The following is a 24,085-nucleotide window of genomic DNA, read 5'->3' on the forward strand; positions in this document are numbered from 1 at the left end:
TACTAGAGAGAGGAACTTACATGATGATATATCTTGACTATGCAGCTACTACACCTATGAGCGAGGAAGCGTTACAAACATATATGAAAGCAGCGTCGCAATACTTCGGAAATGAACAAAGTTTACATGATATTGGAGGAACAGCTGCTTCTTTATTACAAGTTTGCCGAAAAACATTTGCGGAAATGATTGGAGGAAAAGAACAAGGAGTATTTTTCACAAGTGGCGGATCGGAATCAAACTATCTTGCGATTCAATCACTTCTAAATGCCCAAACTAAGAAGCATATTATTACGACACCTATGGAACATGCATCCATTCGAAGTTATTTTCAATCTCTAAAATCAAAAGGCTATACGATCACTGAAATTCCTGTTGATAAAAGCGGACTCCTTTGTTTAGTAGATTTAGAGGCAGCTATTACAGAAGATACTGTGCTAGCAAGTATACAGCATGGAAACTCTGAAATCGGAACCGTTCAAAACATTACAGAAATCGGGGCACTTTTAAAAAAATATAATATTTTATTTCATACAGATTGTGTGCAAACGTTTGGTAAACTGCCTATCCATGTTTTTGAGATGGGCATTGATAGTCTTTCTGTTTCAGCACATAAAATATACGGACCAAAAGGTGTCGGCGCTTGCTACATAAATCCGCAATCTCGCTGGGAGCAAGTATTTCCGGGAACTTCTCACGAAAAGGGATTTCGCCCAGGTACAGTGAACGTTCCCGGCATCGCATCTTTTTTAACAGCTGCTGAAAATATATTAAAAACTCAATGGGAAGAAAGTTTACGTTTTAAAGAGTTACGCTCCTACTTTTTAGGGCAAATACAAACCCTTCCGCTAGAAATTGAAGTAGAAGGTCATTCTACTTCTTGTTTACCACATATTGTTGGGGTTACAATAAAAGGAATAGAAGGTCAATATACTATGCTAGAATGTAATCGCCATGGTATCGCCATTTCCACCGGAAGTGCTTGCCAAGTCGGTAAACAAGAACCTTCGAAAACTATGCTTGCAATTGGAAAAACGTATGAAGAGGCCAAACAATATGTCCGCTTCTCTTTCGGACAACAAACAACGAAAGATCAAATTGATACTACTATTCATGCACTACACACAATTGGAAATCAATTTTATAGAGGTGTTAAATCATAATGAAACAAAATGACCAAAAAAAGATTTTAGGTGAAGAAAGACGACAGCTTATCCTTCAGTGGCTTCTCGCTGCAAATGAGCCGTTATCTGGGAATGAACTATCGAAGAAGACAAACGTAAGTAGGCAAGTTATCGTGCAAGATATTTCCTTGCTTAAAGCACGAAACGAACCAATTATTGCGACTGCCCAAGGCTATTTATATCTAAAACCACAAGAGAAACAACAAGCTTTTGAACGCGTAATCGTATGCCAGCACAAACCAGCAGAAGTACGTCAAGAACTTACAATGCTTGTTGACCACGGCGTTACGATTAAAGATGTAAAAGTTGAGCATCCTGTATACGGTGACTTAACAGCATCCATCATGGTAAGCAATCGCTTTGATGTAGAGCAATATTTACAAAAAATCGAAAACACAAATGCTTCCTATCTTTCACAACTAACAGATGGTATTCACTTACATACAATTGAGGCAGATTCTAAAGAAAAGTTAGATGCTGCTTGTGAGGCGTTAGATAAAGCAGGATTTCTCGTTTATTAATGTAAAGCACAGAGTTTTTATCATTCTCTGTGCTTTTTTAATGCTATAATATTGTAATCAATCGTAAAGGAGATCAAATATGGGAATTGAACTCGTTCACTTTAGCATTGGCAAGCCGAAACAAATGAAATATAGCGAAGATAAAGAAATGATAACAGGTATATGTAAAGACCCTACAGAAGAGGCCTTTCTCTCAAAAGACGGATTTCGTGGTGATGACGTAGCGGATTTAAAACATCACGGCGGTCCTGATCGCGCTGTTTGTGTATACCCACACGAGCATTACGCACTATGGGAAGAGGAGTTTCAAACTACGCTTCCAGCTTCCACATTTGGCGAAAACATTACCGTAACAAATATGTTAGAGCGTGATGTTTGCATCGGAGATACATATCAACTAGGTGCAGCAATCATTCAAGTAACACAAGCAAGAGTACCTTGTAGCACTATTTCAAAACGCCTCGGTATTCCTGGCATTTTGCCGCGCATTGTAGCAACTGGATTTACTGGCTACCTATGCCGCGTTCTTCAAGAAGGTACTGTACGTAAAGATTCTAAAATTACATTACTAGAACGTCAACCGAGCAATGTTTCTGTTTTGTTCTCTAACGAAATTTATTTTCATAATAGAAAAGATAAAGATGGCATTGAAAAAATTCTTGCCGTTCCAGAACTAGCTGATATTTGGCGTGGTCAGTTAGAAGATCGTCTTGCGAAGTTAAAATAAAGAATCACACCATGTAAAACAGTATTGAGTCCATCATACCAGATGGACTGTTTTTATTTTCTCTTCCTTCACGTCCAAACATATAAAAATATATTTCATATTATATATGGACAACCTTTAATTCTTATATGTGAAGGGAGTGATTAATTATGGCGGATTACTTCTTAAAAAATGGAAAAAAATATTATAAGAAAAATGATCGCCCATGTAATTCTTCAAATTCAGATTCAAATAACTGTTTTATACAGAACTATACTATTTTCGGTACGGGAAATACCCCTCAAGATCTTGATATAACAACTGGAATTCCTCGAACTGTATTTGAAAACTTCACTAAAAATCATAATAAGACACTTATTAAATTTAGTTTCAGTCCTGCATTTGCAACAACGATTAGATTAACAATTGCAAGATTAAACCATCGCTCTCCACTTACATTTACCTTAACACCAGGAGATATTAAAACATTTTTAGTAGAAGATGTTGAGAGTATTACTTTCTCAGATACTGTAGCTCCATCTACACTCAATCTATTCATACAACAAACGAATTGTATTTGCTGCAGTAATTCGAACAATGATGAATCCTATTATTATAATAGTTGTAATGATGCGTACTAAAAACCCGACAAAAGAGTTATCTATTCCTAACAGAAGCCGTCCTAAATATCTTTTAGGATGGCTTCTTTATTTTGCTAGCTTAATTAATCACTTACTTCAATAGAATCGATAGCTTACTCTGCCTCAAACCGATAAACAACTTTTCATTTCAAACAAGTTTAACAACAGCTCCCTTTACAACCAATAAGAAGAATAACTCCCCAGCACAGTAACAGAAAAACCGAGTGCTTCAAGTTCCATCGTTACGCCTGGCAATAATACGTCATCATATGCTTTATCGACATCGATTAAGAAAAAGTAATTTCCAAGACCTGTTTTCATCGGACGCGATTCGATTTTTGATAAGTTTAATTTTCTCCATGCAAAAGCTGATAACACTTGATATAGGGCACCTGCATAATCTGCAGGTAACGTTATCATAAGCGTCGTTTTCTCTCCGCGGTTCTCTCCGTTATTCGGGAGTACTGCTTTCTTTTTCTTATGGAGTACTAGGAAACGTGTGTGATTATTTTTATGCGTATGAATGCTACGCCTCACAATTGTTAATCCATATTTTTCTGCAGCTGCTTCATTTGCAATAGCGGCAATTTTCTCTTCAGGATGTTCTTTCACATATTGCGCAGCGGCACTTGTGGATGTCATATCTCGAACAGTTACTCCTTTTAATTCTTCATTTAAAAATTTATGGCACTGTGCAATGGCATGCGGATGAGAATGCACCGCATATACTTCATCCCACACTTCTGCATACTGCGGATGTACAAGTAAATGCTGCTGAATTGGTACTGTAATTTCTCCTACAATGGAAAGCGGCTGCTCATGTACAAGATAATCAACCGTTATATTCACTGAACCTTCTATTGCATTTTCTAACGGTACAACTGCGAAGTCTACATTTTCATTTGCAGCTGCATCTATACAATCTGGAATCGTTCGATACGGTACATGCTCTGCTTCTGGAAAAAAACGACTCACCGCCATATTTGTAAATGTTGCTTCTGGTCCTAAATATCCTACTCGAATCATCGTCTTTTCCCCTCTTTTTCGTTTTCTTACTGTTATACCATACTTTTTTATATTCTTCTATGTAAATTTCGAATATTAAAAAAAGACTGGCTTTCGCTAGTCTAAATGTTTCTTATATTCTCTTTGAGCGAAGAAGAAATAAATGATACATGCTGCGATATAAAACAGAATGAACAAACCTACTTTTCTTAATGATCCATCCATAAAAAGCGTATTATGAAACGTATATAACGCAACTGCACTATGCATACTCCCTACTATAATTGGCGCAAAAAATAGCATACATAATTGCCAACGAGAAATTTTCCATACTTCTTCCTTCGTCATTCCAAGTTTAGAGAGTGCACCATACTGCTTTCGGTCCGATGCAATATTATGGAACCATTTAAAATACACGATACTACATGAAGTAAGAAAAAATAATATACTAATAAATGAGCCTACAAATAGAGTAATATCGCCGCCTTCTTTCATATTTACATACAACTCCATATTGCTTCGAAATGCATTATTATCTTGTTTCATATGTTTCCGTAAATCTTCATTTAATTTCTTCGTCTTTTCGATATTTGGTAATGTGTAGCCTCTATATATCATTTTTTCAGAATCAGGAACCTGATTTGCTATACTGTCAAAATCTTCATCATTCATAACGAAGAACAGACCATTAATGTACGAGGGATGATGGTTAAATTGAACACCTTCTTTCTGACCGTTAAATACGAATTGATATGGTTGATTCATTACTTGCAATTGAATCTCTTTTTGATTATATACATTCGAATTATTGTATTTATTATAATAAACGAGTGTCACTGTACCTTTTTTAGGACGATACGTTTTCTGTTTTTGTTTCCTCGCTTCTTGGTTATATTCACTTTCTTTTATAAGCGGTACTATTGTTGTTTCTCCCTTATTAGACTGAAAGGATGCATACACTCCAACAAAACTCATATATTGAAAATCGTCATACTCATATTGATGCAGTAATTTTTCAACCGCACCTTCCTCAAAGACCTCATGAGTAGAAATACCTTTTTCTATGTACGAAAACGAGTGTACCCCTCCAGTTCGCCACATATCTTGCATGCTAGAAAAATATAAAAACACCGTACCTGTTGCTGTAACTACAAACGTCGTTGCCATAGACATCAGAAAGAAAAAGCGACCATTTTCCTTCATTCGATGTGACAATTGATTCACTATAAATAAATATGGATATGTATACATAATCTTTTTATTTCGCTTTATCATTTCTAACACTTGGGTAGCTCCATGCGCGAAAGAAAAGTACGTTCCAAAAAAGACAAGTATAGACACAGGGAAAAAGTATATCACTATCGTAGCCATCGTCACTTGTAGCGCCAACGCATACCCGCCCACTAAACAAGCAAAACCGAATAAACAAAGCCACTTTGATGTTTTTTTCTCTTTTTTATCTGTTCGAAATTCTTTCAATAACCGAATGATTTTTATATTCCATATACGTAAAGCACTTATAAAAGATAACAAAATAAAAACGACCATATATGTAATAAATGTTACACCAATCGCCCTTACGTCAAATATAACAGGTAGTTCTTTCGGAAGCCCCAGTAACATACTAAATACCATAAAAAAGAGTTTTAAAAATATCATACCAAGCCCAATACCGAAAATATTCGCGAAGACCCCGATTAAAATTTGCTCGGTCATAATCACTCCTATTACGTTAGACTTCGTTGCTCCCATTAACATATATAACCCTAATTCTTTCTTACGTGCTTCTATGAAAATAGAAGTAGAGTACAAAATAAATATGACGAAAAAAGAAATGATTATAACATTACATATGATAAGTCCCCAGCGTACGTTTTGATACCACATCGTCTCTTGCATATATGGATGCACAATGACAGACATATATGCGTAAGAAGCAAATATTGCAAAACAACTACTTAAGAAAAACACTTTATAATTACGCCAATTTCCTTTTATATTTTGCAGCGCTAGTTGCCGAATGTTCATCTATCGTCCTCCTGTAACTTACTACATAGGCAAAAAGCTAGAGATTCCCCTAGCTTTTTACGTGTTTTAAATATCCTCTTTGCGCGATCATAAAGTAAATGGCAGAAGCTAAAATGTATGCTCCAATTACAAGCGCACCTGATTTCCACAAATCAATATAAAGCATTTTCCCTAACGTATGAAGAGCAACTCCACTATGAATGGAACCGATTAAAATTGGGATAAAGAAGATAACTCCCATTTGTCGAATCGCAATTTTGCGAATTTCTTTATCTGTCATACCGATTCTCTTTAACGATTTAAATTGAATACGATCTTGTTCTTTATCGTTAAACCATTTAAAGTATGTCATACTACAAGCGAAGAAGAAGAACAGTACCGCTACGAAGAAACCGATGAACATTGTAATTGCTCCACCTTCTCTTATATCCTTATACGCAAACACTGAATTTCTCAATTCCCCTTGCTTTTCTGGTGCAATTTCATTTTTCAAATCTAATACAAGATCTTCTGTACTTTTCCAATCCTCAATATAATAACCATAATATTTCGTCTTTTCTTCATCTGGTACGAGTTTTGCATATTTCTCAAAATCTTGATCATTTACAACGAGATATTCACTATCATTAAAAACAGAAAATGAAGTTGGGCTATTTAGCTGAACAGACTGCTTTTGTCCGTTCATTGTAAATTCATACGGTTTCGTACGATCTATCTTCATCAGTTCATTTGCCATATCGACCATAACCATCGTTGCACTACCTGGTACATTATGAACTTCTGTAACTTGCTCTCTCTTTTGTTTGCGCACTTCTGCATTATATTCTTTTTCTGAAATAATCGTGATCGGCACTTCATGTTCACCGTTAAAAAACGTTACTTTCTGTGTTGCCGGTAGTTTTATGTATGTTACTTTTCGCGCATCTTCAAACCCGTGTCTCTTCACAAGCTCCTGTACCTTTTCTTCATTAATAAGGCTATGCGTATTTAACCCCTTTTCCTCATATGAAATAGCATGTGGAGTTTTGACTACCGTTTTATAACTCATATCCTCAAAATATACGTAAAGCGTGCCAACGGCCGAGGATACAATCGCCGTAATAATAGAAATTACAAATAGAAAACGAGCATTATCTTTCATTTTATAAATAAGGTTGCTAAGAACAAACATATTTGGATATGTATAGAAAGATTGCTTTCTTTTTTGTAATGCTTTTAATACAACTGTACTACCTTGTGTAAATAGTAAATACGTTCCGCCAATTGTCAGTCCTACCACCGGTAAAAAGAGGATGAGGAAATTCAGAAACGTTACTTGGAAGCTAAGTACATATGCAGCAATAATACATCCTATACCAACTATACTTAACCATGTAAATGCAAACGGCTCTACTTTTTGCTTTCTTGCCTCTCTTAATAAATCAATAATTTGCAAGCGTCCTACTGTCCAAACACTAAACAATGACAGGATTAAAAATAGAATAAAGTATACACCAGCTGTAATAAGAACTGCTTTACTATTCCAAACGAGTGGAAGTGTCTTATCTATTTTTAATAATACGCTTAACGCTTGGAAAAATAATTTTGAACAAAGCATTCCAACCCCAATACCAACTACAATTGCAATACTACCTAACATCAGTTGCTCTAATATAATCATTCGGCCGAGCTGCGATTTCGTTCCGCCTATTAATGTTAGTAGGCCAAACTCTTTTTTTCTTGCTCGTAAAAACGTTGAATTTGCATATAAAATAAAGAGTGCCGAGAAGATGACCACAATATAATTCATCGATTCTAATCCTTTTGTGATCATCTTTCTCATACTAATATTACCGCTTACGACATCTGGATGATAAATAAAAGAAGCATACATGAAAAATACGACAATCGATAAACAACTACTTATAAGAAACGCTTTATAGTTACGCCAATTTCCTTTTACGTTATTAAGCGCGAGCTGGCGAAAGTTCATGATATTCTCCTCCTAGCATCGCAAGTACGTCCAGAATTTCTTGGAAAAAGGCTTGTTTCGTTCTTCCTTTATGTATTTCTGAGAAAATTTCTCCGTCGCGAATGAATAGAATACGTTCGCAATAACTCGCTGCTACTGGATCATGCGTTACCATTGCAATTGTCACTTTCTTTTGTTCATGTAAGTCTTGCAACGCGCTCATTAATGATTTTGCTGACTTCGAATCTAAGTTTCCAGTCGGCTCATCTGCTAAAATTAACGTAGGCTCATGAATAATCGCTCTCGCAGCTGCTGCACGTTGCTGTTGTCCGCCTGATACTTCGTATACTTTTTTATTTAAAATTTCTTCGATGTTTAAAAACTTCGCAATTTCCAGTACTTTCGCATCGATTTCATTTACGGATTTCTTCGCCATTACAAGTGGTAAAATAATGTTTTCTTTAATAGATAACGTATCAAGTAAGTTAAAATCTTGGAAGATGAACCCTAAATGTGTACGGCGAAACTCCGCTAATTTTGCAGCACGCATTTGATTAATTTCTTCCCCATTTACAAGCACATGACCTGAAGTTTGCTTATCAATTGTCGCCAATAAATTTAAAAGCGTTGTTTTCCCGCTTCCCGAAGGACCCATAATCCCTACAAATTCGCCTTCTTCTATTTTAAAATTTATATCATTTAAAGCAGTCGTCGCTACTGAACCTTTTGATTGGTACACCTTCGTTAACCCTTTTACTTCAAGAACACTCATTTCTAATCCCCCTATGTGTTTTCTTCTTACATTTACTATAAGAAAAATAAGAAAAAGAAACGAGTGATTTCCCTTACAAAACGTTTTGTTATCTTACAGTTTTGTCATTTTTCTCATTAATGTATGATATTCTTCATCTTTTGCAAATTGGAACGTAAATGTCGTCCCTTCTCCTTCAACCGATTGCACATAAATACCGTGATGTAAATTATCGCAAATTTCCTTCGTAATATATAAACCCATCCCAGTCGCTTCTCTCGTTTTACGGCCATTTATCCCCGTAAAGAATGGATCAAATATACGCTTTACATCTTGCTCTGGAATACCGATTCCATTGTCCTTAATATGTAATAACACTTTTTGATCTTTCTCTTCAATTTGAAATTGAATTTCCTTTTTCTCTGCTTCTGAAATTTTCGTATACTTAATTGCATTTACAACGATTTGACCTATAGCAATACTGAGCCATTTTCTATCAGATGCAACCATACAAGTATCTTCTTGAAACATCACTTTCGGAAATACAGACGATTGAATGAAGGATTTTCGATTTTCATTAATAATACCTCGCACTACATCTATAACATTTACTACTTCTACCTTATAATCTTTCGCAAACTGTTCTAGTCTTGCCATATGTAACGCTAAATCTAAACCATTTAGTATGCGGTTATTTTCTTCACGGATACTTTCAACTGTTACTCTTGCCTCACGATGCTCTTTGCCAAACTTCTGCAACAATAATTCAATAACAGATACTGGTGTTTTCATTTGGTGAATCCATTGGTTCATAAATATCATTTGCTGTTGCTCTTTCGCATGCTGTTTATGAACTTCATTCATATATTGCTGTCTTAATAACGTAAAAGATTCAACGACCATTTCTTGCTCTGATGTATAAGATTCATCAATAAGTAAAGAGTCATGTAATGTATTTCCGCCAGTAACGTACTTTTCGATCCTCTTTAAAAACACACTCCGTTTTCGGTAATCGTAAATGAGGTATACAGTAAATACAACAGTTCCTAATAAAAGTCCATATAACCACGTACTCCAATCAATGGATTCCTTTTCTAAAAGACTTTGCAACTGCAAAACGAGCCCAAATAAACAAAGGCTAACAATATAAGAAAGAATTAAAGAAAAGCGGTCCATGAAGTAATTTTTAACCTTCATGCCCTTCGCCCCACTCCGTAAGAAGCGCATAACCATATCCACGTTTCGTTACAATTGCATTTTTAATGCCTAACTCCTCTAGTTTCTTCCTTACACGTTTTACATTTACGGTTAATGTATTATCATCCACAAATGCTACTTCATCCCATAGAGCTTCTAACAGTTCTTCGCGCGTTACATATTGATTCACTTGTTTCATTAAACACTCTAATAAGTAGAACTCATTTTTTGTCAGTTCAGTTTGTTGTCCCTGCCACTCAACAATATGCTGAGACGGGAATAACAACAGTCCATTTACACCTAAACAATCATTCTCAGCAGCAGAAGCATACTCTCCATAACCACGGCGAAGTGCACTCTTCACCTTTGCCATTACGATATCTAAATGGAATGGCTTTGTAATATAATCATCGCCGCCATTTTCAATCGCCATTACTTGATCCATTTCTCCTGTTCTTGCAGAAACAAAAATAATTGGCGCATTCGATACAGTACGAATTTGACGACACCAATAAAAACCGTCAAAGTACGGTAAATTAATATCAAGTAACACGAGATGAGGATTCACTTTTACAAACTCATCTTTTATTTGACGTAAATCACTTGCTCTAAATGATTGATAGCCATACCTTTCTAAATGCTCTTCTAATATTCCCGCGATTTTCTCATCATCTTCTACAATTAATATTTTATACATGTTCGTTTTCTCCCCATAAAAAAATTCTTCTAAAACCATCCCCTTTTTATTATAAATTGAAAATTTAATTAGTGGGGGTTTTTTCCTGTACAAATCCGATTTTTGCGATATAAAAAAGACTGCCGTATTTCGGCAGTCTTAATCGATAAATTCAAATTCATATTCAAGAATTTTTACAATATCTCCGTCTTTCGCGCCACGTGCACGAAGCGCTTCATCAATACCCATTCCGCGCATTTGACGAGCGAAACGACGTACAGATTCATCACGTGAGAAGTCTGTCATCTTGAATGTTTTCTCGATATCGTAACCAGAGATAACAAACGTGCCATCACTTTCACGTGTAATTTCAAATTTAACACCTTCAGTATCAAATTTGTACATTACACTTGTATCAGACTCATCCGCAACTTCATGTATTGGGAATTCTGGTGTTGTTTCTATTAAGTTCGCTACTTCAAACAGTAAGTCACGAACACCTTGTCTTGTTACAGCTGAGATTGGGAAGATTTTTACTTCGTCTCCCACTTTCTCTTTAAATGCTTGTAAGTTTTCTTCTGCATCTGGCATATCCATTTTGTTTGCAACAACAACTTGTGGACGCTCAGTTAAGCGAAGATTGTATTCTTTTAATTCATTATTAATCGTTACGTAATCTTCATATGGATCACGGCCTTCTAAACCAGACATATCAATAACATGCACGATTACACGTGTACGCTCAATATGACGTAAGAATTGGTGTCCAAGTCCGACGCCAGCATGTGCGCCTTCAATTAGTCCTGGAAGGTCAGCCATAACGAAGCTGCGGTTATCACCAGTTTCAACAACACCAAGATTTGGAACGATTGTTGTGAAGTGATACTCTGCAATTTTCGGACGCGCTGATGATACAACAGATAATAATGTAGATTTACCTACACTTGGGAATCCAACGAGTCCAACGTCTGCTAGTACTTTAAGTTCTAGAATAACATCACGCTCTTGACCTGGTTCCCCGTTCTCAGCGATTTCTGGCGCTGGGTTCGTAGCTGTTGCGAAACGTGAGTTACCACGGCCACCGCGGCCACCTTTTGCAATTACAGCAGTTTGTCCATGCGTTACTAAATCGGCAAGAATTTGACCAGTTTTTTCATCTTTTACTACTGTTCCTGGCGGAACCTTTACAAGTAAATCTTCAGATTTACGTCCATTCCGTGCTGACCGCGATCAGCTTTGAAATGACGTTGGTAGCGGAAGTCCATTAATGTACGTAAGCCTTCCTCAACTACGAAAACAACATCTGCACCTTTACCGCCGTCGCCACCTGCTGGGCCACCTTTTGGTACATACTTCTCACGACGATACGCAACCATACCGTTACCACCGTCGCCGCCTTTTACATATATCTTGACCTGATCTACAAACATTATTTCACCACACTTTTTTCAATTGGTTGTAATATAACTGAGACTTCTTCGTCTCGCACTGTATAAGAAATGGAATACCATTTATTGTTTTGGGTCGCAAGCCAATTCTGTAGTTCTTCTACACTCGTTAGCTTACCACGAAAATCAAAAAAGAAACGAGCATTATCCGCGTCACATTCAATTGTGATACAAACATAATTTTCAACATATACGTCTAAACTATGCTGAAGCATCGAGAAAAATTGGTTCGTCCATGTACATACAGTCTCATCTAAGTGAGATAAGTTATGTAATTTCCCTAATACTTCGTACTCCAATAAGCACGGCTGCTGTTTCCAATTATATGTTAAAATCCACTCTGAAAATAAAGGCATTGATAGCCCCATCAGATTGGATTCTTGTCTCGCTTCTTGGACAAAACGATCGATGAGACTATGAATTTCTTCCACTTTTCCAAGGGAAAGGTTTCCTTTCACCATCTGCATACGATTGAGCCAATCATGTCTTGAATGGCGCAATGCATCTATAATTGTCCATTTTTCATTCATTTAGATACCCCTTAATATAGAAAAACTCTAACCTGCACTCAGGTTAGAGTTTTCCGTGAGTTCTTATGCTTCTTGAGCAACAGGATATACGCTCACTTGTTTGCGGTCACGGCCAAGACGCTCAAAGCGTACTACGCCGTCAACTTTCGCGTATAAAGTGTCATCGCCACCACGACCAACGTTAACACCTGGATAAATTTTTGTACCGCGTTGACGGTAAAGAATTGAACCACCTGTAACCGTTTGACCATCTGCGCGTTTAGCACCAAGACGTTTTGACTGAGAGTCACGACCGTTCTTTGTACTACCTACACCTTTCTTAGATGCGAAAAACTGAAGATCTAATCTTAACATACGTTACACCTCCTGCACTTTTTCTATTAAACGGATATACTTTCCGTAATCAAGTTCGATCGTCTTAAGCGAAACAACTAATCCTTCTAAAAGCGTTTGTGCTTTTTCTGCTGCATGAACGTCTAAATCATTAGGCAATTCATACGTTAAGAATCCGCCATCACTTCCGAGTTCAATAGTTGCTTGCACATTACAAAGTTGTTCCACTGCATTTATAGAACCAAACACAACCGCTGTAGTTCCAGCACAGACAAGGTCTTGTCCATGTGGCGCATAATCGGCATGTCCAGTCATTTTAAATGATTGGATACTTCCTAATTTCGTGCGACTTATCGTAATTTTAATCATGTTAACCAGAATTAAGCGTTGATAGTTTCAACAACTAGCTTAGTGTAAGGTTGACGATGACCTTGTTTCTTACGATTGTTCTTTTTCGCTTTGTATTTGAAAACGATAATTTTCTTAGCGCGACCTTGTTTTTCAACTTTCGCAGTAACTGTTGCACCTTCTACAACTGGGCTACCAACTTTAACGTTTTCGCCACCAACGAAAAGAACTTTGTCAAAAGTAACAGTTTCACCAGCTTCAACATCTAATTTTTCAATGTAGATTGCTTGACCAGCTTCAACTTTAATTTGTTTTCCACCTGTTTCGATAATTGCGTACATACTTGCACCTCCTCTTAATTACTAAGACTCGCCAAAAACGAGGTAGACATAAATGCCTTTAGGGAACCTGTCTTGTGCGGTTGTAGCATATAGCCGTTTAGGTGCTATAAACTATAACATAAAGATGTTATCATGAATCATAGACAGTTGTCAATAAATGTTCTGCTAACTATTTTTTCCGTTCTACAATTTCTTTTTTACTTCCAAAACGAACGATAGCATACTTTTCGATATTATCATCTTTGAAATAAATTTCAAATGGAATATTTTTTTGTAATTCTTTTTGCAAAAACTGTTTTTGCAGTTCTTTAGGCGCAGCGATTAATACTGCTTCATCTTCTATATTGCCATATGTGATTAGTTCTCTCTCTAACTCATATGCAATTGTTTCATACGACATCACATAACCCGTCGCTTTGCAAGGTACACACTCTTTTAATAATACGTCCCGTAAAGAATGCTTTTTACGTTTACGTGTCATTTCCAAAATCCCTAGCTCCGTAAAGCCGAGCACCCTTGTATATGTGCGGTCATCTTGCATAGCAGCTATGAGACATTCTCTTACCTTTTCTTTATCTTCTCTTTTTTTCATATTAATAAAATCAATTAATATCATACCACCAATATCACGAAGTCTTAATTGGCGTGCAATTTCTTCAGCTGCCATCTCATTTGTGCGAAGTACTGTATCTTGTAAATTTTGTTTTCCCGTAAACTTGCCCGTATTCACATCAATTACAGTCATCGTCTCCATTTGTTCTACAATTAAATAAGCACCATTTGGAAGCCAAACAATTTTTTGGAGTGCTTTCTCAATTTCACGCTCTATTCCAAAATGGTTAAACATCGAAGACTTTTCATTATAAAAAGATACTTTCTCTTTACCGACCTTTTCTTCTAATTCTTTTACTATACTCCTTGTATCTACAACTACTTTTTCAATCGTCTCAATCGGATTTTCTTGAAATACACGATCTAAAAAAGTTGCCGGTCGATGAAGTAGTAACGGTGCCTTTCCTTGGCTCTCTTTTCTTTTTAACTCTTCATATAACTGCTGTAACCTTTGCATTTCAGCTTGTATTTCTTCAATTTCTCCTTTTTCAGAAGCAGAGCGGAAAATGTATCCCCCCGTTCCCTCTATTTCAATTTGGAGTAACTGTTGTCTTCTTTTATTATTTTTTATTTTTCGAGAAACAGCGCGCATCTCATCAAACGGCATATAAACGACATATTTCCCGGTAAATTCTATATTCGCTGTCAATTTAGGCCCTTTCGTATCAATTGCCTCTTTCACAACTTGTACGAGTATCGCTTGCCCTTCATGTATACGATAAGAAGATGGTACATCATCGTACGAAAGGTAAGCATGCTTTTCTAAACCGATGTTTACAAAAGCTGCATTCATTCCAGCAATTGTTCTTACGACACGCCCAACATAAATATGCCCAACAATCTCTTGCTCTTCATTACGTTTCCATAAAAATTCAACAATCTTTTTCTTCTCTTCAATTGCAACGCGCTTTTCCGAACCAGCGTAATTTACATATAACGTTTTCAAAATTATTTCCTCACTTTATAATCTTCTTTGCTTTTACAATAATAAAAGGTTAGTGCTATCGTCAACACTAACCGATTAATTCTTCAACTGATGAAGTTGTTCGTTTTTCAGTAAAATATGCATAGAGCAATTCATTTTCATCCAATGTGTAATGCTCTTTATATTTTCCACGGACGATAATAGAATGCTTATATCCTCTACGAAATTTTGTGAATATCGTATATAAACGATCTTCCGTTTGCACTTCAATAGGTGCAATCTTTTCGATTCCTCTTTTGTTTCCATAATAACGTTCTAATAAAAAACGCATAAATGCATACCGTCTTTGTTTCCACTCTCGATATAATGACACTGCTAAAAATACGAGTAGTACCCACATCATAATATTGTTACTATTCCAGAGTAACTGCCATCCTAATATTACACCAAAAAAAACACATGACAATTTCATCATCTTTTCATGTGCTTGTAAATAAGGGAAACGATATGATAATACATTAAACAATACTTTCCCGCCATCTAACGGCCAAATAGGGAGTAAATTAAATGCTAAAATAATTATATTATTCCACATAAAGAAATAATATAAATCTGCATTCAGCCAACCGGCTTCGAACAACATATAACCTACCAGCATCATCCAAACATGTTGAATCGGTCCTGCAATTACGACAACAAGTTCCTCTTTCAATGACTTATTACCATGTTCCTCAAGCTCGGCAACGCCACCAAACGGCAAAAGCTGAATTCTTTTTATACGCCAATTATAGTGTGCTGCTGCAAAAGCATGCCCAAGTTCATGAATAAGAACAATACAAAATAACAGTAGTAACTCTTTAAAACGCGCAGTAAAAATACCAATGACAATAATAACCCAAAATAATGGATGCACGGAAATTTTCGTTAAAACGTCCCTATATTTAATCAAATGAGATCACCTGGATCGGATCAATAAATTTTTCATTCTTTTTTATCGCGAAATAAAACTTTCCATTTTTATCATTTGTATCATTACTCACCGTTCCAATTTTTTGTTTCTTTGAAACGTAATCATATAATTTCACTGACATATCATTTAAGTTTGCATACCATGACTCCGTACCATCTGCATGTTGAATTTGAACTGTATTTCCAAGTTCCTCTTTCTTGCCTGCAAAAACAACTAACCCTTCATTCACTGATTCCACTTTTGCATTTGTAGCTGTTTGGACAAATACACCTTGGCCATTTTTTTGAAACCCTTGCATTACCTTTCCAGAAGCAGGAATTGCATAATCTTTTTGCTGAATACTTCCTTCTTTTTTCTCGTTCGGCGAATAGAATACAAGCGGTTTTCCAAATTGCTTTTCGTACCATTTCGCTACAGTAGCAAACTGAAATTCCTCTTTCATCACTTTTTCCGTAACAGCTTTAGCTCCATTAAATGAAGAAGGAGCATTCTTATATAAAATAGCAACCGAAAGAACTAATATTGCTGATAATAAAACTTTGAAGAAAAAGACTTCCTTTCGAAATAAAGGATGCATTTCCTTTTCTCCATCTTCAATAAATACCGCTTCACTATCAAAATTCCCTCCGTTAAAATACTGCTCTTCCTCCATCCTTTCTTGCTCGGCCTTCCTTTTTGCAATCCGCTTTTTAATTTCTTCTACGCGTCTATTCTTCATACTGTCTCCTTTCTTTCGTTAAGCTAATTTCAATAGAAACAGTTGTATACAGTTTGTACATATGTATGAGCTAAGAAAGAAAGATATTCGTGTGAAGAAAAAAGAAAGCACTTCGCATATGTGCGAAGTGCTCTTAACGGATTCCAAAGAAGTTTTTCACCTTTGCAAATACCGATACCTTTTCTTGTTCAAATGCTTGTAATGGTACATTCTCACCTAACAAGCGTCTTGCAATATTACGATAAGCCAACGCTGCTTTTCCGCTTGGTTGCAACGCCACAGGTTCACCTGTATTTGTAGCTCGAATAACTTCATCGTCATCTTCGACAACACCAAGAAGCTCGATTGACAATGTACGTACAATTTCATCAACATCTAACATATCCTGTTCATGAAGCATATGACTACGTACACGGTTAATAACAAGTTTCGGTGGTTCAATATCCTCTTTTTCTAAAAGCCCAATAATACGATCCGCATCGCGCATTGAGGATACTTCTGGAGTCGTAACAACGATTGCTTTATCCGCACCAGCTACCGCATTTTTAAATCCCTGCTCAATCCCCGCAGGACAATCGATTAATATGTAATCATAATCTTGACGTAATACTTGTATTAATTCATCCATTTGTTCAGGTGTTACCGCTGATTTATCACTCGTTTGTGCTGCAGGTAATAAATAAAGATCATCAAAACGTTTGTCTTTAATAAGAGCCTGAGGTAAACGGCAACGCCCTTCAACGACATCAACAAGATCAAATACAATACGATTTTCCAGCCCCATTACTACGTCTAAATTTCGAAGACCGATATCTGTGTCAATTAAGCACACTTTCTTTCCAGATAACGCTAGGGCCGTACCAATGTTCGCAGATGTAGTAGTTTTACCTACTCCGCCTTTTCCAGATGTAATTACTATTGCCTCTCCCACAGCTATACAATTCCCCTTTCTAACTTTGTTAAATTAGGTCTAAGATGAGTGAGAAGTTGCAGGCGATCGACAACAATGTGATTGTTCTCATTAATATACGCACATTCTGCCGCCTCCGCTCCGTCTTCTTTCTCTTCCGGAGCCCGCATTGCCACATCACTAATTCGAAGTTGCATCGGGTTCATAACAGATGCAGCGATTACAGCATCCGAATCCCCATAATACCCAGCATGTGCAATTCCTCTTAATGATCCTACGACAAAAATATTCCCCCCAGCGATAACCGTTCCGCCTGGATTAACATCACCAATTAACAACAAATTTCCTTTTACATGTAAAACTTGTCCAGAGCGAACAATTTTGGAAATAGGGACAATTTCTGTTTCTTCTTTCCAAGCTATTGCTTCTGCTTTAGTGATAACATCACTTTCAATTGAATCCACAACAAGATTCTTTTTATTACGAATTAACGTACGAATCTCTTCTTGTTGGACTTCTGTTAAATAACGATTTCCTACTTTCACATGCACTTCAATTAAAGAGCGCCCATCACCATCGTAGTAATGTGTAGAAAGTTTTTCTTCTAATTCCATCAATAATTCTGAGAATGAACAACAATCATCTAAATGAAGCGTTATCCCATCTTTTGTCCCTTTTATCGTTACATTTTGTTGCTTTTTTTCTTCCACTAAAGTTCACCCCACCGATTCAATTCGACATAAAATTAGAAAATCCTTTTTTCTTTTTCTTCCATCGCTTTTGAAAGACGCACTATATATCGTCTCAGTGGGAAACAAACTATCAATAAGAAAATAGCATTTAACAATAAAGTAGAAAGGAGACGATCTGTGAAAAAGACATACGCTGGCATATGAGTACGTCCTAACAAAGTTAAGAATCCATACACATAATACTCTAGTGCTACAACGCTAGCTAATATGATAGAAACAACAATAAATAAATTCAATTGTAGTACTTTCATCACACTATAAACTAAATAAGCTAAAATCGGATAAGCAAAAATATATATCCCGACAAGCTCTGTGTATACAGTATCAAATAAGAAGCCAAATAATAGTCCGTAATAAATCCCTTGAACCGGACTATAATACACTGTAATAAAACATAAGACGATTATAAAGAAATGCGGTGCTACTATGCTGTCTTTCCAAAACACATCCGTTGGAACAAAAGTAGCAAACATATTTTCAAATAGAAACACAAAAAGGAGCAAAAGAGGAAGAGCTGCTCTTTTTAATATCTTCATCATCTCTTCTTCTCCTCCTATTCTAATGGCGCTGAAGGTGTTGCACGTTTAGCAACCGTAATATGCTCTACGTCATTTAAATCAGCGGAAGGTTTTACATAAGCTGTTTTTGTTAAGCCATATGCATCCGGCTGAACTTCAACGATTTTTCCAATTACAAGACCTTTCGGGAAAATATCACCCAGTCCAGATGTTACAACTAGTTGATCTTTCTCTACCGGTGCATCAGAGCCAATCTTTGTGAAAAGAAGTAATTGCTTTTCTTTGTCATAACCTTCAATCAATCCAAAGATTTTCTCTTGCCCTTGTACAATAGCAGAAACGCGATTTGTTCGGCTCATAGAACTTAGTAATTCTACTGATGATGTAAACTGAGATACACTTTTCACTCTTCCAACTAACCCTTGTGAAGTTACTACCGCCATATCTTTCTTAATTCCTTGCTGTGCCCCTTTATCAATTCCAATTAAATCGTACCATTTATCTGGATTACGAGAAACAACAGTAGCTGGAATTTCAGTATACCCACTATTTAACTCTTTTTTACCAGTTAGCTCTTGTAGCTTCTTGTTATCATCTTCTAATTGTTTTACTTTCCCTGATAGACCTGCATAATTATCTAATTTTGCTTTTAATTCTTTATTCTCTTCATACGTGCGCTTTACATCCTCTACATTTTCGAAGAATCCAGCTACGTATTTCGCTGGCTTTTGGAATACACGTTCTACAACACCGACAGTATCTTTAACAAACTGCTCTGGCCATGTTAAACTGTTCCGTTCTTTCAATGAGATTCCAATCAATGCCACGAGAAGAATAATACTAACCAACAAAACAATTAATCTTTTGTTTAAGAAAAACTGTGGCACGTTCACACCCTCTTAATTTCACTGATTTTTATTTTGCAATATTATCGAGCAGCAGTTTTGAAAAGATCGATATTGTCTAATGCTTTACCTGTTCCAATTGCTACGCAATCTAATGGATCTTCTGCAACAAGAACTGGCATTTTCGTTTCTTCACTAATTACTTTATCTAAATTACGTAGTAATGCCCCGCCACCTGTTAATACGATACCGCGGTCCATAATATCAGCCGCTAATTCAGGTGGAGTTTTTTCTAACGTATTTTTAACTGATTCTACAATCGCATCTACTGTATCTTTTAATGCATCTGCAATTTCTTCTGGCTGAATTAGTACTGTTTTTGGTAAACCACTTACTAAATCACGACCGCGAATTTCCATAGGCTCGATACCTTCTGGCTCGCCTGCAGAACCAATTTCTAATTTTAATGCTTCAGCTGTTCTTTCACCAATCATTAAGTTATAGCTTTTCTTAATGTACTGAATGATTGAATCGTCCATATCATCACCAGCAACACGAACTGACTGACTTGTTACAATACCACCTAGAGAAATAATTGCAACTTCTGTTGTACCACCACCGATATCAACAACCATACTACCAGTTGGTTCCCAAACAGGTAAGTTTGCACCAATTGCTGCTGCAAATGGCTCTTCGATAGGATAAGCATCACGAGCACCCGCTTGACGAGTCGCATCGATTACTGCACGTCTTTCTACAGCTGTAATACCAGATGGTACACATACCATTACATACGGCTTACGTGAGAAGAAACCGTTTGATTTTTGAGCTTGTTGAATGTAATATTTCATCATTGTTGCAGTTGTTTCATAATCAGCAATTACACCGTCTTTCATCGGGCGAAGTGCCACAACGTTCCCTGGTGTACGACCAATCATTTGTTTTGCATCGCTACCTACAGCAACGATTTGTTTCGTATCAGTTTGTAACGCAACTACTGAAGGTTCACGTAAAACTACACCTTTTCCTTTTACATATACAAGCGTGTTCGCAGTTCCTAAGTCTATTCCAAGATCGCGAGTAAATCCACCAAATCCAAACATATTATTTATCTTCCTTTCTTGTTTTCACGGACTCATTTTTTCTTACTTTATATTATAAAAACAGTACGTTTTTTATATCTTTATCCTTTTTGTAGATAAATTTCTACAAAAAACTCATAAATCACATTATAAAACAAAATAAGTAAAAAGCATAGTCTTAAATATGACCTTTTTCCTTTAAACTCACGAATTTATGGTCACCTATTATAATATGATCAAGCACTTCAATTCCGATAATCTGGCCGCATTCTACTAAGCGTTTTGTTACTGCAATATCTTCACGGCTCGGCGTGGGATCTCCTGAGGGATGGTTATGAAGACATATGATAGAGGCTGCTGCACGACGGAAGGCTTCTTTAAAAACTTCCCTCGGGTGTACAATTGACGTGTTTAAACTTCCAATAAAGATCGTTTGCCTATGTATAACTTGATTTTTTGTATTTAAATATAAACATATAAAGTTCACGTATATACAAAAAAACGACAAAACAAAAGAGCACAGCGTGTATAAGTAGTGTTGGTAGCACTCTTATACCGTCCACCTGATTGAGCCAGGTAAACACTTGCCATACTCTCATGAGTCATTGTACATCATGCAGGGTCTCTTAAGCAACGTTTACTTAATTGGTGACGTTGCTTTTTTGTTTCCATAAAGGGAGACATATAATATGGAAAAGAGATGCATAGATGTAATAGCAAGCGAAGAAGCATTTCGTAACCTATCACCATTTATAGAATTGGAAGAACTAAACAAAACTATACGTACATACAGAGATAATATCCGCATGTCTATTAAGCGTACGGATGTACAATCTAAACTCATTACACTACTTGAAATTTTAAAACGCCACAGCTGCAAATATGTAGGTGTTAGTTTCCTATGTAAAAATTCTATCGCTAACATGATGGAAGTTTCATATAAAACTGTACAACGTTTAATGAAAAAGCTTGTGGATTTAGAAATGATTAAACAAGTAGCGATGAAACGTAAAAAAGATATGCTTCAAACTTCTAACGCTATTATCATTCAACCAATTGTGGAAGAAGTGTCCAACAAGGTAGATGCAAAAAGTCCTACCAAGTGTCCTACCATTAAAACAAAACCTGTTTCCTTAAAACAAAATATAAAAGATATAAACAAACGTAATAGTAATGAGAATAGCAATACTCCAGAAGAGAATATTGAACAAGCTGATTTTGTTGCTCACTGGGTACCAGAGCGTTTTATTTCTTTAGTTCGCTCTTTTTACAGTGAATCTAAAACAATTCAAGAACTGTGGAAAGTCGTAAGACAGTGCAATAAAATTGTTAACCATACAACAGGTGATAAAGCATTTACTAAAGATCAGGAGCTTACTATTGGTTTAAAAGCTATCAAAGAGTTTGTTATGAAAATTAAATCCGGAGTAAAAATGAAGAAAGGTAAATTCGCTTATTTCAACGGGATTGTAAATAAATTAATGGACAAGTTCTATTTCGATAAGGAATTTATGGGAGTATAACCTCTCCTAAAGACGCGAACAAGTGTTTGATTTATTCTCAATGTCTTGGTATCATATGGTTAGATATTCCATGCATAAAGTGAGGTATACACCATGAAACCATTAACAAGTAGACAAGCTGAAATTTTAACTTTCATCCAAGAAAAAGTAATAGAAAACGGATATCCTCCCACTGTTAGAGAAATTTGCCAAGCAACCGGACTCGCCTCTAGTTCTACAGTACATATGCACTTAATGCACTTGGAAGAAAAGGGATATATCCAACGCGATCCATCTAAACCACGTACAATAAAAATTTTGAAAGGAGGACTTATATGATTACCAATCCAATAGCATTTGAAAAGGACAAATTGATTAGAGATATGTATAAGAAGCAGAAAGAAGTTGCTAGTTTATTATTTCAACATGAAAACCACTTAGAGGTTTCAAATCTTATTCTCGAGTGTCATTCACACAAAAACTATTTTGTTCAAAATACTGCTTTAACAAAAAAATCTTTAGAAGAATTAAAAGAGAAGCATGCGCAGATTGAAAATCTACTCGAACGCGCAAAAAATCTCTAAAGGTACGCTCTAAATTTATGGGGATGTAATATTTACAGTTGTTGCATGAAATTGGTATGATTTAGGTATTATTTTAAGGAGGTTTTTCCATGAGTTATGACACGATTGCATCGCTACAACGTATGCAACAATTAGAGCAAGCTCAAGCTGCAAATGGGAAACGTATAGTATTAAAAAGAGTTTATGAGTCAGATAAAATTTCCGCTCTTATTATCGTTCTTTGTATTATCGCTATCCCAGCAACAATGTGTATATCCCTTTTAGTTGGATTAATTATCTATTACATTAGGGAATTCAAACGCACGACCTACCTGGTTAAAAACGTTGCTACTGGAGAGAAGTTCAGAGTCGATAAACAAGACTTCAAACAATATAAGAGGAATTTTAAGAAGAAAGAAAAACATGTTAGAAGAATATCGGACTTATAAATTTATTATAGGGGGAACTTCAATGAACAAACAACTTTTCATCAAAAACACTCCTTTTAACAAATCAAAATTCCAATCTATAAGTAATTGGTTAAATCGTCCTGAAGGTGGAATTTGGACTGCAGATTACAATGAAGAGTATGGTTCCACTTGGTTAACATCTGGTAATGTTCTTTTTGAACACACTGATCCTTTGGGGTTTGTTTTCAATGTAAATCCTAAAGCAAATGTTTTAACTTTAAACACTGTAGAAGATGCGTTAAAAATTCTTCCGTCTTATTTAATTTCTACCTTTGTTAAAGCTCCTACAAATCTCTATGGAAAAGAACTTGCTATAGGCGTTTATAAAATTGACTTCGAAAAAATGTCCCAAACATATGATGCAATAAGTGTATCATACGAGGTAGCGAATGGAGAACTTCAACACAACGGGAAATTCTCACCGTTTGCTGATTGGAGAATCGCTTCAACATTGTGGTTTAACATAGATCACTTAGAATTAGAAAGTAAATTATCTACAGAAGAATTAAAAGCATTACTTATGAATACTAAAGTTTAATACACAATAAAATAAAAAAA

26 protein-coding genes, 3 pseudogenes and 1 other annotated feature are annotated in these 24,085 nt (G+C 36.1%); of the genes and pseudogenes, 9 read left to right on the plus strand and 20 right to left on the minus strand.

What is annotated here, in order from left to right; all coding sequences use genetic code 11:
- Positions 1 to 20: 20 nt before the first annotated feature.
- The 4 genes from AXW78_RS21145 (at position 21) to AXW78_RS21160 (ending at position 3,052) form a co-directional block, all read left to right on the plus strand.
- Entirely contained in the window at positions 21 to 1,163 is a 1,143-nt protein-coding gene (locus AXW78_RS21145) for an IscS subfamily cysteine desulfurase (protein WP_061884599.1), read from the plus strand.
- Complete coding sequence (locus AXW78_RS21150; RefSeq protein ID WP_000812240.1) at positions 1,163 to 1,705, plus strand: transcription repressor NadR; 543 nt, start codon at positions 1,163 to 1,165, stop codon at positions 1,703 to 1,705. Before AXW78_RS21145 ends, AXW78_RS21150 begins: the two co-directional genes overlap by 1 nt.
- A 79-nt stretch (positions 1,706 to 1,784) precedes the next feature.
- Positions 1,785 to 2,432 carry an MOSC domain-containing protein gene (locus tag AXW78_RS21155; RefSeq protein WP_000510679.1) on the plus strand — a complete coding sequence of 216 codons (648 nt, stop codon included), beginning with the start codon at positions 1,785 to 1,787 and terminating at the stop codon, positions 2,430 to 2,432.
- Between the two features lie 149 nt (positions 2,433 to 2,581).
- On the plus strand, positions 2,582 to 3,052 hold the full coding sequence (locus AXW78_RS21160) for a hypothetical protein (protein WP_000796369.1): 471 nt from the start codon (positions 2,582 to 2,584) through the stop codon (positions 3,050 to 3,052).
- 174 nt (positions 3,053 to 3,226) lie between these two features.
- Here the strand turns inward: AXW78_RS21160 and pheA are convergent, their stop codons facing one another.
- The 20 genes and pseudogenes from pheA to radC form a co-directional block, all read right to left on the minus strand.
- A complete protein-coding gene (pheA, locus tag AXW78_RS21165; protein WP_000621701.1) occupies positions 3,227 to 4,078 on the minus strand; it encodes a prephenate dehydratase in 852 nt (283 codons plus the stop codon).
- Positions 4,079 to 4,174: 96 nt separating this feature from the next.
- Positions 4,175 to 6,085, minus strand: coding sequence for an ABC transporter permease (locus tag AXW78_RS21170; RefSeq protein ID WP_061884600.1), 1,911 nt, complete (start codon positions 6,083 to 6,085; stop codon positions 4,175 to 4,177).
- 49 nt (positions 6,086 to 6,134) lie between these two features.
- A complete protein-coding gene (locus tag AXW78_RS21175) occupies positions 6,135 to 8,057 on the minus strand; it encodes an ABC transporter permease (protein ID WP_001011427.1) in 1,923 nt (640 codons plus the stop codon).
- Positions 8,032 to 8,808, minus strand: a complete 777-nt coding sequence (locus tag AXW78_RS21180; RefSeq protein ID WP_000114530.1) for an ABC transporter ATP-binding protein — start codon at positions 8,806 to 8,808, stop codon at positions 8,032 to 8,034. Before AXW78_RS21180 ends, AXW78_RS21175 begins: the two co-directional genes overlap by 26 nt.
- A gap of 93 nt (positions 8,809 to 8,901) precedes the next feature.
- Positions 8,902 to 9,984: a HAMP domain-containing histidine kinase gene (locus AXW78_RS21185; protein WP_000865388.1), complete on the minus strand. Its 1,083-nt coding sequence runs from the start codon at positions 9,982 to 9,984 to the stop codon at positions 8,902 to 8,904.
- The gene (locus AXW78_RS21190; RefSeq protein ID WP_002164191.1) at positions 9,974 to 10,681 is read right to left on the minus strand and encodes a response regulator transcription factor; all 708 of its coding nucleotides are present in this window, start codon (positions 10,679 to 10,681) and stop codon (positions 9,974 to 9,976) included. Before AXW78_RS21190 ends, AXW78_RS21185 begins: the two co-directional genes overlap by 11 nt.
- A gap of 138 nt (positions 10,682 to 10,819) precedes the next feature.
- Positions 10,820 to 12,090, minus strand: a pseudogene (gene obgE / locus AXW78_RS21195) (GTPase ObgE).
- A complete protein-coding gene (locus AXW78_RS21200; RefSeq protein ID WP_001003584.1) occupies positions 12,090 to 12,638 on the minus strand; it encodes a sporulation initiation phosphotransferase B in 549 nt (182 codons plus the stop codon). The pseudogene obgE and the gene AXW78_RS21200 overlap by 1 nt, the downstream one beginning before the upstream one ends.
- A 63-nt stretch (positions 12,639 to 12,701) precedes the next feature.
- Positions 12,702 to 12,992, minus strand: coding sequence for a 50S ribosomal protein L27 (gene rpmA, locus AXW78_RS34485; RefSeq protein ID WP_000944958.1), 291 nt, complete (start codon positions 12,990 to 12,992; stop codon positions 12,702 to 12,704).
- Positions 12,993 to 12,995: 3 nt separating this feature from the next.
- Positions 12,996 to 13,340 carry a ribosomal-processing cysteine protease Prp gene (locus AXW78_RS34490; RefSeq protein ID WP_002164192.1) on the minus strand — a complete coding sequence of 115 codons (345 nt, stop codon included), beginning with the start codon at positions 13,338 to 13,340 and terminating at the stop codon, positions 12,996 to 12,998.
- A gap of 11 nt (positions 13,341 to 13,351) precedes the next feature.
- Positions 13,352 to 13,660 carry a 50S ribosomal protein L21 gene (rplU, locus tag AXW78_RS21215; protein ID WP_061884601.1) on the minus strand — a complete coding sequence of 103 codons (309 nt, stop codon included), beginning with the start codon at positions 13,658 to 13,660 and terminating at the stop codon, positions 13,352 to 13,354.
- Between the two features lie 14 nt (positions 13,661 to 13,674).
- Positions 13,675 to 13,752, minus strand: a sequence feature (ribosomal protein L21 leader region).
- Positions 13,753 to 13,829: 77 nt separating this feature from the next.
- Positions 13,830 to 15,218 carry an Rne/Rng family ribonuclease gene (locus tag AXW78_RS21220; RefSeq protein WP_000855496.1) on the minus strand — a complete coding sequence of 463 codons (1,389 nt, stop codon included), beginning with the start codon at positions 15,216 to 15,218 and terminating at the stop codon, positions 13,830 to 13,832.
- Between the two features lie 67 nt (positions 15,219 to 15,285).
- On the minus strand, positions 15,286 to 16,146 hold the full coding sequence (gene spoIVFB / locus AXW78_RS21225) for a stage IV sporulation intramembrane metalloprotease SpoIVFB (RefSeq protein ID WP_000599053.1): 861 nt from the start codon (positions 16,144 to 16,146) through the stop codon (positions 15,286 to 15,288).
- A complete protein-coding gene (spoIVFA, locus tag AXW78_RS21230) occupies positions 16,139 to 16,885 on the minus strand; it encodes a stage IV sporulation protein SpoIVFA (RefSeq protein ID WP_000797471.1) in 747 nt (248 codons plus the stop codon). The genes spoIVFB and spoIVFA overlap by 8 nt, the downstream gene beginning before the upstream one ends.
- A gap of 133 nt (positions 16,886 to 17,018) precedes the next feature.
- A complete protein-coding gene (minD, locus tag AXW78_RS21235) occupies positions 17,019 to 17,816 on the minus strand; it encodes a septum site-determining protein MinD (RefSeq protein ID WP_000503309.1) in 798 nt (265 codons plus the stop codon).
- Positions 17,817 to 17,818: 2 nt separating this feature from the next.
- Entirely contained in the window at positions 17,819 to 18,505 is a 687-nt protein-coding gene (gene minC / locus AXW78_RS21240) for a septum site-determining protein MinC (RefSeq protein ID WP_000391523.1), read from the minus strand.
- A 35-nt stretch (positions 18,506 to 18,540) separates the two neighbouring features.
- Positions 18,541 to 19,086 carry a rod shape-determining protein MreD gene (mreD, locus tag AXW78_RS21245; RefSeq protein ID WP_000975748.1) on the minus strand — a complete coding sequence of 182 codons (546 nt, stop codon included), beginning with the start codon at positions 19,084 to 19,086 and terminating at the stop codon, positions 18,541 to 18,543.
- A gap of 14 nt (positions 19,087 to 19,100) precedes the next feature.
- Positions 19,101 to 19,952, minus strand: a complete 852-nt coding sequence (mreC, locus tag AXW78_RS21250; protein WP_001135489.1) for a rod shape-determining protein MreC — start codon at positions 19,950 to 19,952, stop codon at positions 19,101 to 19,103.
- 41 nt (positions 19,953 to 19,993) lie between these two features.
- Positions 19,994 to 21,013 carry a cell shape-determining protein MreB gene (gene mreB, locus AXW78_RS21255; RefSeq protein ID WP_000466736.1) on the minus strand — a complete coding sequence of 340 codons (1,020 nt, stop codon included), beginning with the start codon at positions 21,011 to 21,013 and terminating at the stop codon, positions 19,994 to 19,996.
- A 157-nt stretch (positions 21,014 to 21,170) separates the two neighbouring features.
- A pseudogene (radC, locus tag AXW78_RS21260) lies at positions 21,171 to 21,473 on the minus strand (RadC family protein); the annotation flags it as partial.
- A gap of 208 nt (positions 21,474 to 21,681) precedes the next feature.
- On the opposite strand from radC, the gene AXW78_RS21265 reads away from it, so the two are divergent.
- The 5 genes and pseudogenes from AXW78_RS21265 (at position 21,682) to AXW78_RS21285 (ending at position 24,065) form a co-directional block, all read left to right on the plus strand.
- Entirely contained in the window at positions 21,682 to 22,515 is an 834-nt protein-coding gene (locus tag AXW78_RS21265; protein WP_061884602.1) for a hypothetical protein, read from the plus strand.
- Positions 22,516 to 22,608: 93 nt separating this feature from the next.
- A pseudogene (locus tag AXW78_RS21270) lies at positions 22,609 to 22,815 on the plus strand (helix-turn-helix domain-containing protein); the annotation flags it as partial.
- A gap of 14 nt (positions 22,816 to 22,829) precedes the next feature.
- A complete protein-coding gene (locus tag AXW78_RS21275; protein ID WP_061884603.1) occupies positions 22,830 to 23,078 on the plus strand; it encodes a hypothetical protein in 249 nt (82 codons plus the stop codon).
- A gap of 89 nt (positions 23,079 to 23,167) precedes the next feature.
- Positions 23,168 to 23,506, plus strand: coding sequence for a hypothetical protein (locus AXW78_RS21280; protein WP_061884604.1), 339 nt, complete (start codon positions 23,168 to 23,170; stop codon positions 23,504 to 23,506).
- Positions 23,507 to 23,528: 22 nt separating this feature from the next.
- Complete coding sequence (locus AXW78_RS21285) at positions 23,529 to 24,065, plus strand: hypothetical protein (RefSeq protein WP_061884605.1); 537 nt, start codon at positions 23,529 to 23,531, stop codon at positions 24,063 to 24,065.
- Positions 24,066 to 24,085: the final 20 nt, after the last annotated feature.

Source organism: Bacillus thuringiensis, assembly GCF_001595725.1.
In the GTDB taxonomy this organism is placed as follows: Bacteria; Bacillota; Bacilli; order Bacillales; family Bacillaceae_G; genus Bacillus_A; species Bacillus_A thuringiensis_K.

Coding starts and splice junctions, on each gene's coding strand:
- AXW78_RS21190 (WP_002164191.1), bottom strand. CDS start 10,681: ATGTATAAAATATTAATTGTAGAAGATGATGAGAAAATCGCGGGAATA.
- AXW78_RS21160 (WP_000796369.1), top strand. CDS start 2,582: ATGGCGGATTACTTCTTAAAAAATGGAAAAAAATATTATAAGAAAAAT.
- AXW78_RS21200 (WP_001003584.1), bottom strand. CDS start 12,638: ATGAATGAAAAATGGACAATTATAGATGCATTGCGCCATTCAAGACAT.
- AXW78_RS34490 (WP_002164192.1), bottom strand. CDS start 13,340: ATGATTAAAATTACGATAAGTCGCACGAAATTAGGAAGTATCCAATCA.
- AXW78_RS21285 (WP_061884605.1), top strand. CDS start 23,529: ATGAACAAACAACTTTTCATCAAAAACACTCCTTTTAACAAATCAAAA.
- AXW78_RS21150 (WP_000812240.1), top strand. CDS start 1,163: ATGAAACAAAATGACCAAAAAAAGATTTTAGGTGAAGAAAGACGACAG.
- AXW78_RS21170 (WP_061884600.1), bottom strand. CDS start 6,085: ATGAACATTCGGCAACTAGCGCTGCAAAATATAAAAGGAAATTGGCGT.
- rpmA (WP_000944958.1), bottom strand. CDS start 12,992: ATGTTAAGATTAGATCTTCAGTTTTTCGCATCTAAGAAAGGTGTAGGT.
- AXW78_RS21275 (WP_061884603.1), top strand. CDS start 22,830: ATGATTACCAATCCAATAGCATTTGAAAAGGACAAATTGATTAGAGAT.
- AXW78_RS21180 (WP_000114530.1), bottom strand. CDS start 8,808: ATGAGTGTTCTTGAAGTAAAAGGGTTAACGAAGGTGTACCAATCAAAA.
- AXW78_RS21185 (WP_000865388.1), bottom strand. CDS start 9,984: ATGAAGGTTAAAAATTACTTCATGGACCGCTTTTCTTTAATTCTTTCT.
- rplU (WP_061884601.1), bottom strand. CDS start 13,660: ATGTACGCAATTATCGAAACAGGTGGAAAACAAATTAAAGTTGAAGCT.
- AXW78_RS21175 (WP_001011427.1), bottom strand. CDS start 8,057: ATGAACTTTCGCCAGCTCGCGCTTAATAACGTAAAAGGAAATTGGCGT.
- AXW78_RS21265 (WP_061884602.1), top strand. CDS start 21,682: ATGGAAAAGAGATGCATAGATGTAATAGCAAGCGAAGAAGCATTTCGT.
- AXW78_RS21145 (WP_061884599.1), top strand. CDS start 21: ATGATGATATATCTTGACTATGCAGCTACTACACCTATGAGCGAGGAA.
- AXW78_RS21155 (WP_000510679.1), top strand. CDS start 1,785: ATGGGAATTGAACTCGTTCACTTTAGCATTGGCAAGCCGAAACAAATG.
- mreB (WP_000466736.1), bottom strand. CDS start 21,013: ATGTTTGGATTTGGTGGATTTACTCGCGATCTTGGAATAGACTTAGGA.
- spoIVFA (WP_000797471.1), bottom strand. CDS start 16,885: ATGAAGAATAGACGCGTAGAAGAAATTAAAAAGCGGATTGCAAAAAGG.
- mreD (WP_000975748.1), bottom strand. CDS start 19,086: ATGATGAAGATATTAAAAAGAGCAGCTCTTCCTCTTTTGCTCCTTTTT.
- AXW78_RS21280 (WP_061884604.1), top strand. CDS start 23,168: ATGAGTTATGACACGATTGCATCGCTACAACGTATGCAACAATTAGAG.
- pheA (WP_000621701.1), bottom strand. CDS start 4,078: ATGATTCGAGTAGGATATTTAGGACCAGAAGCAACATTTACAAATATG.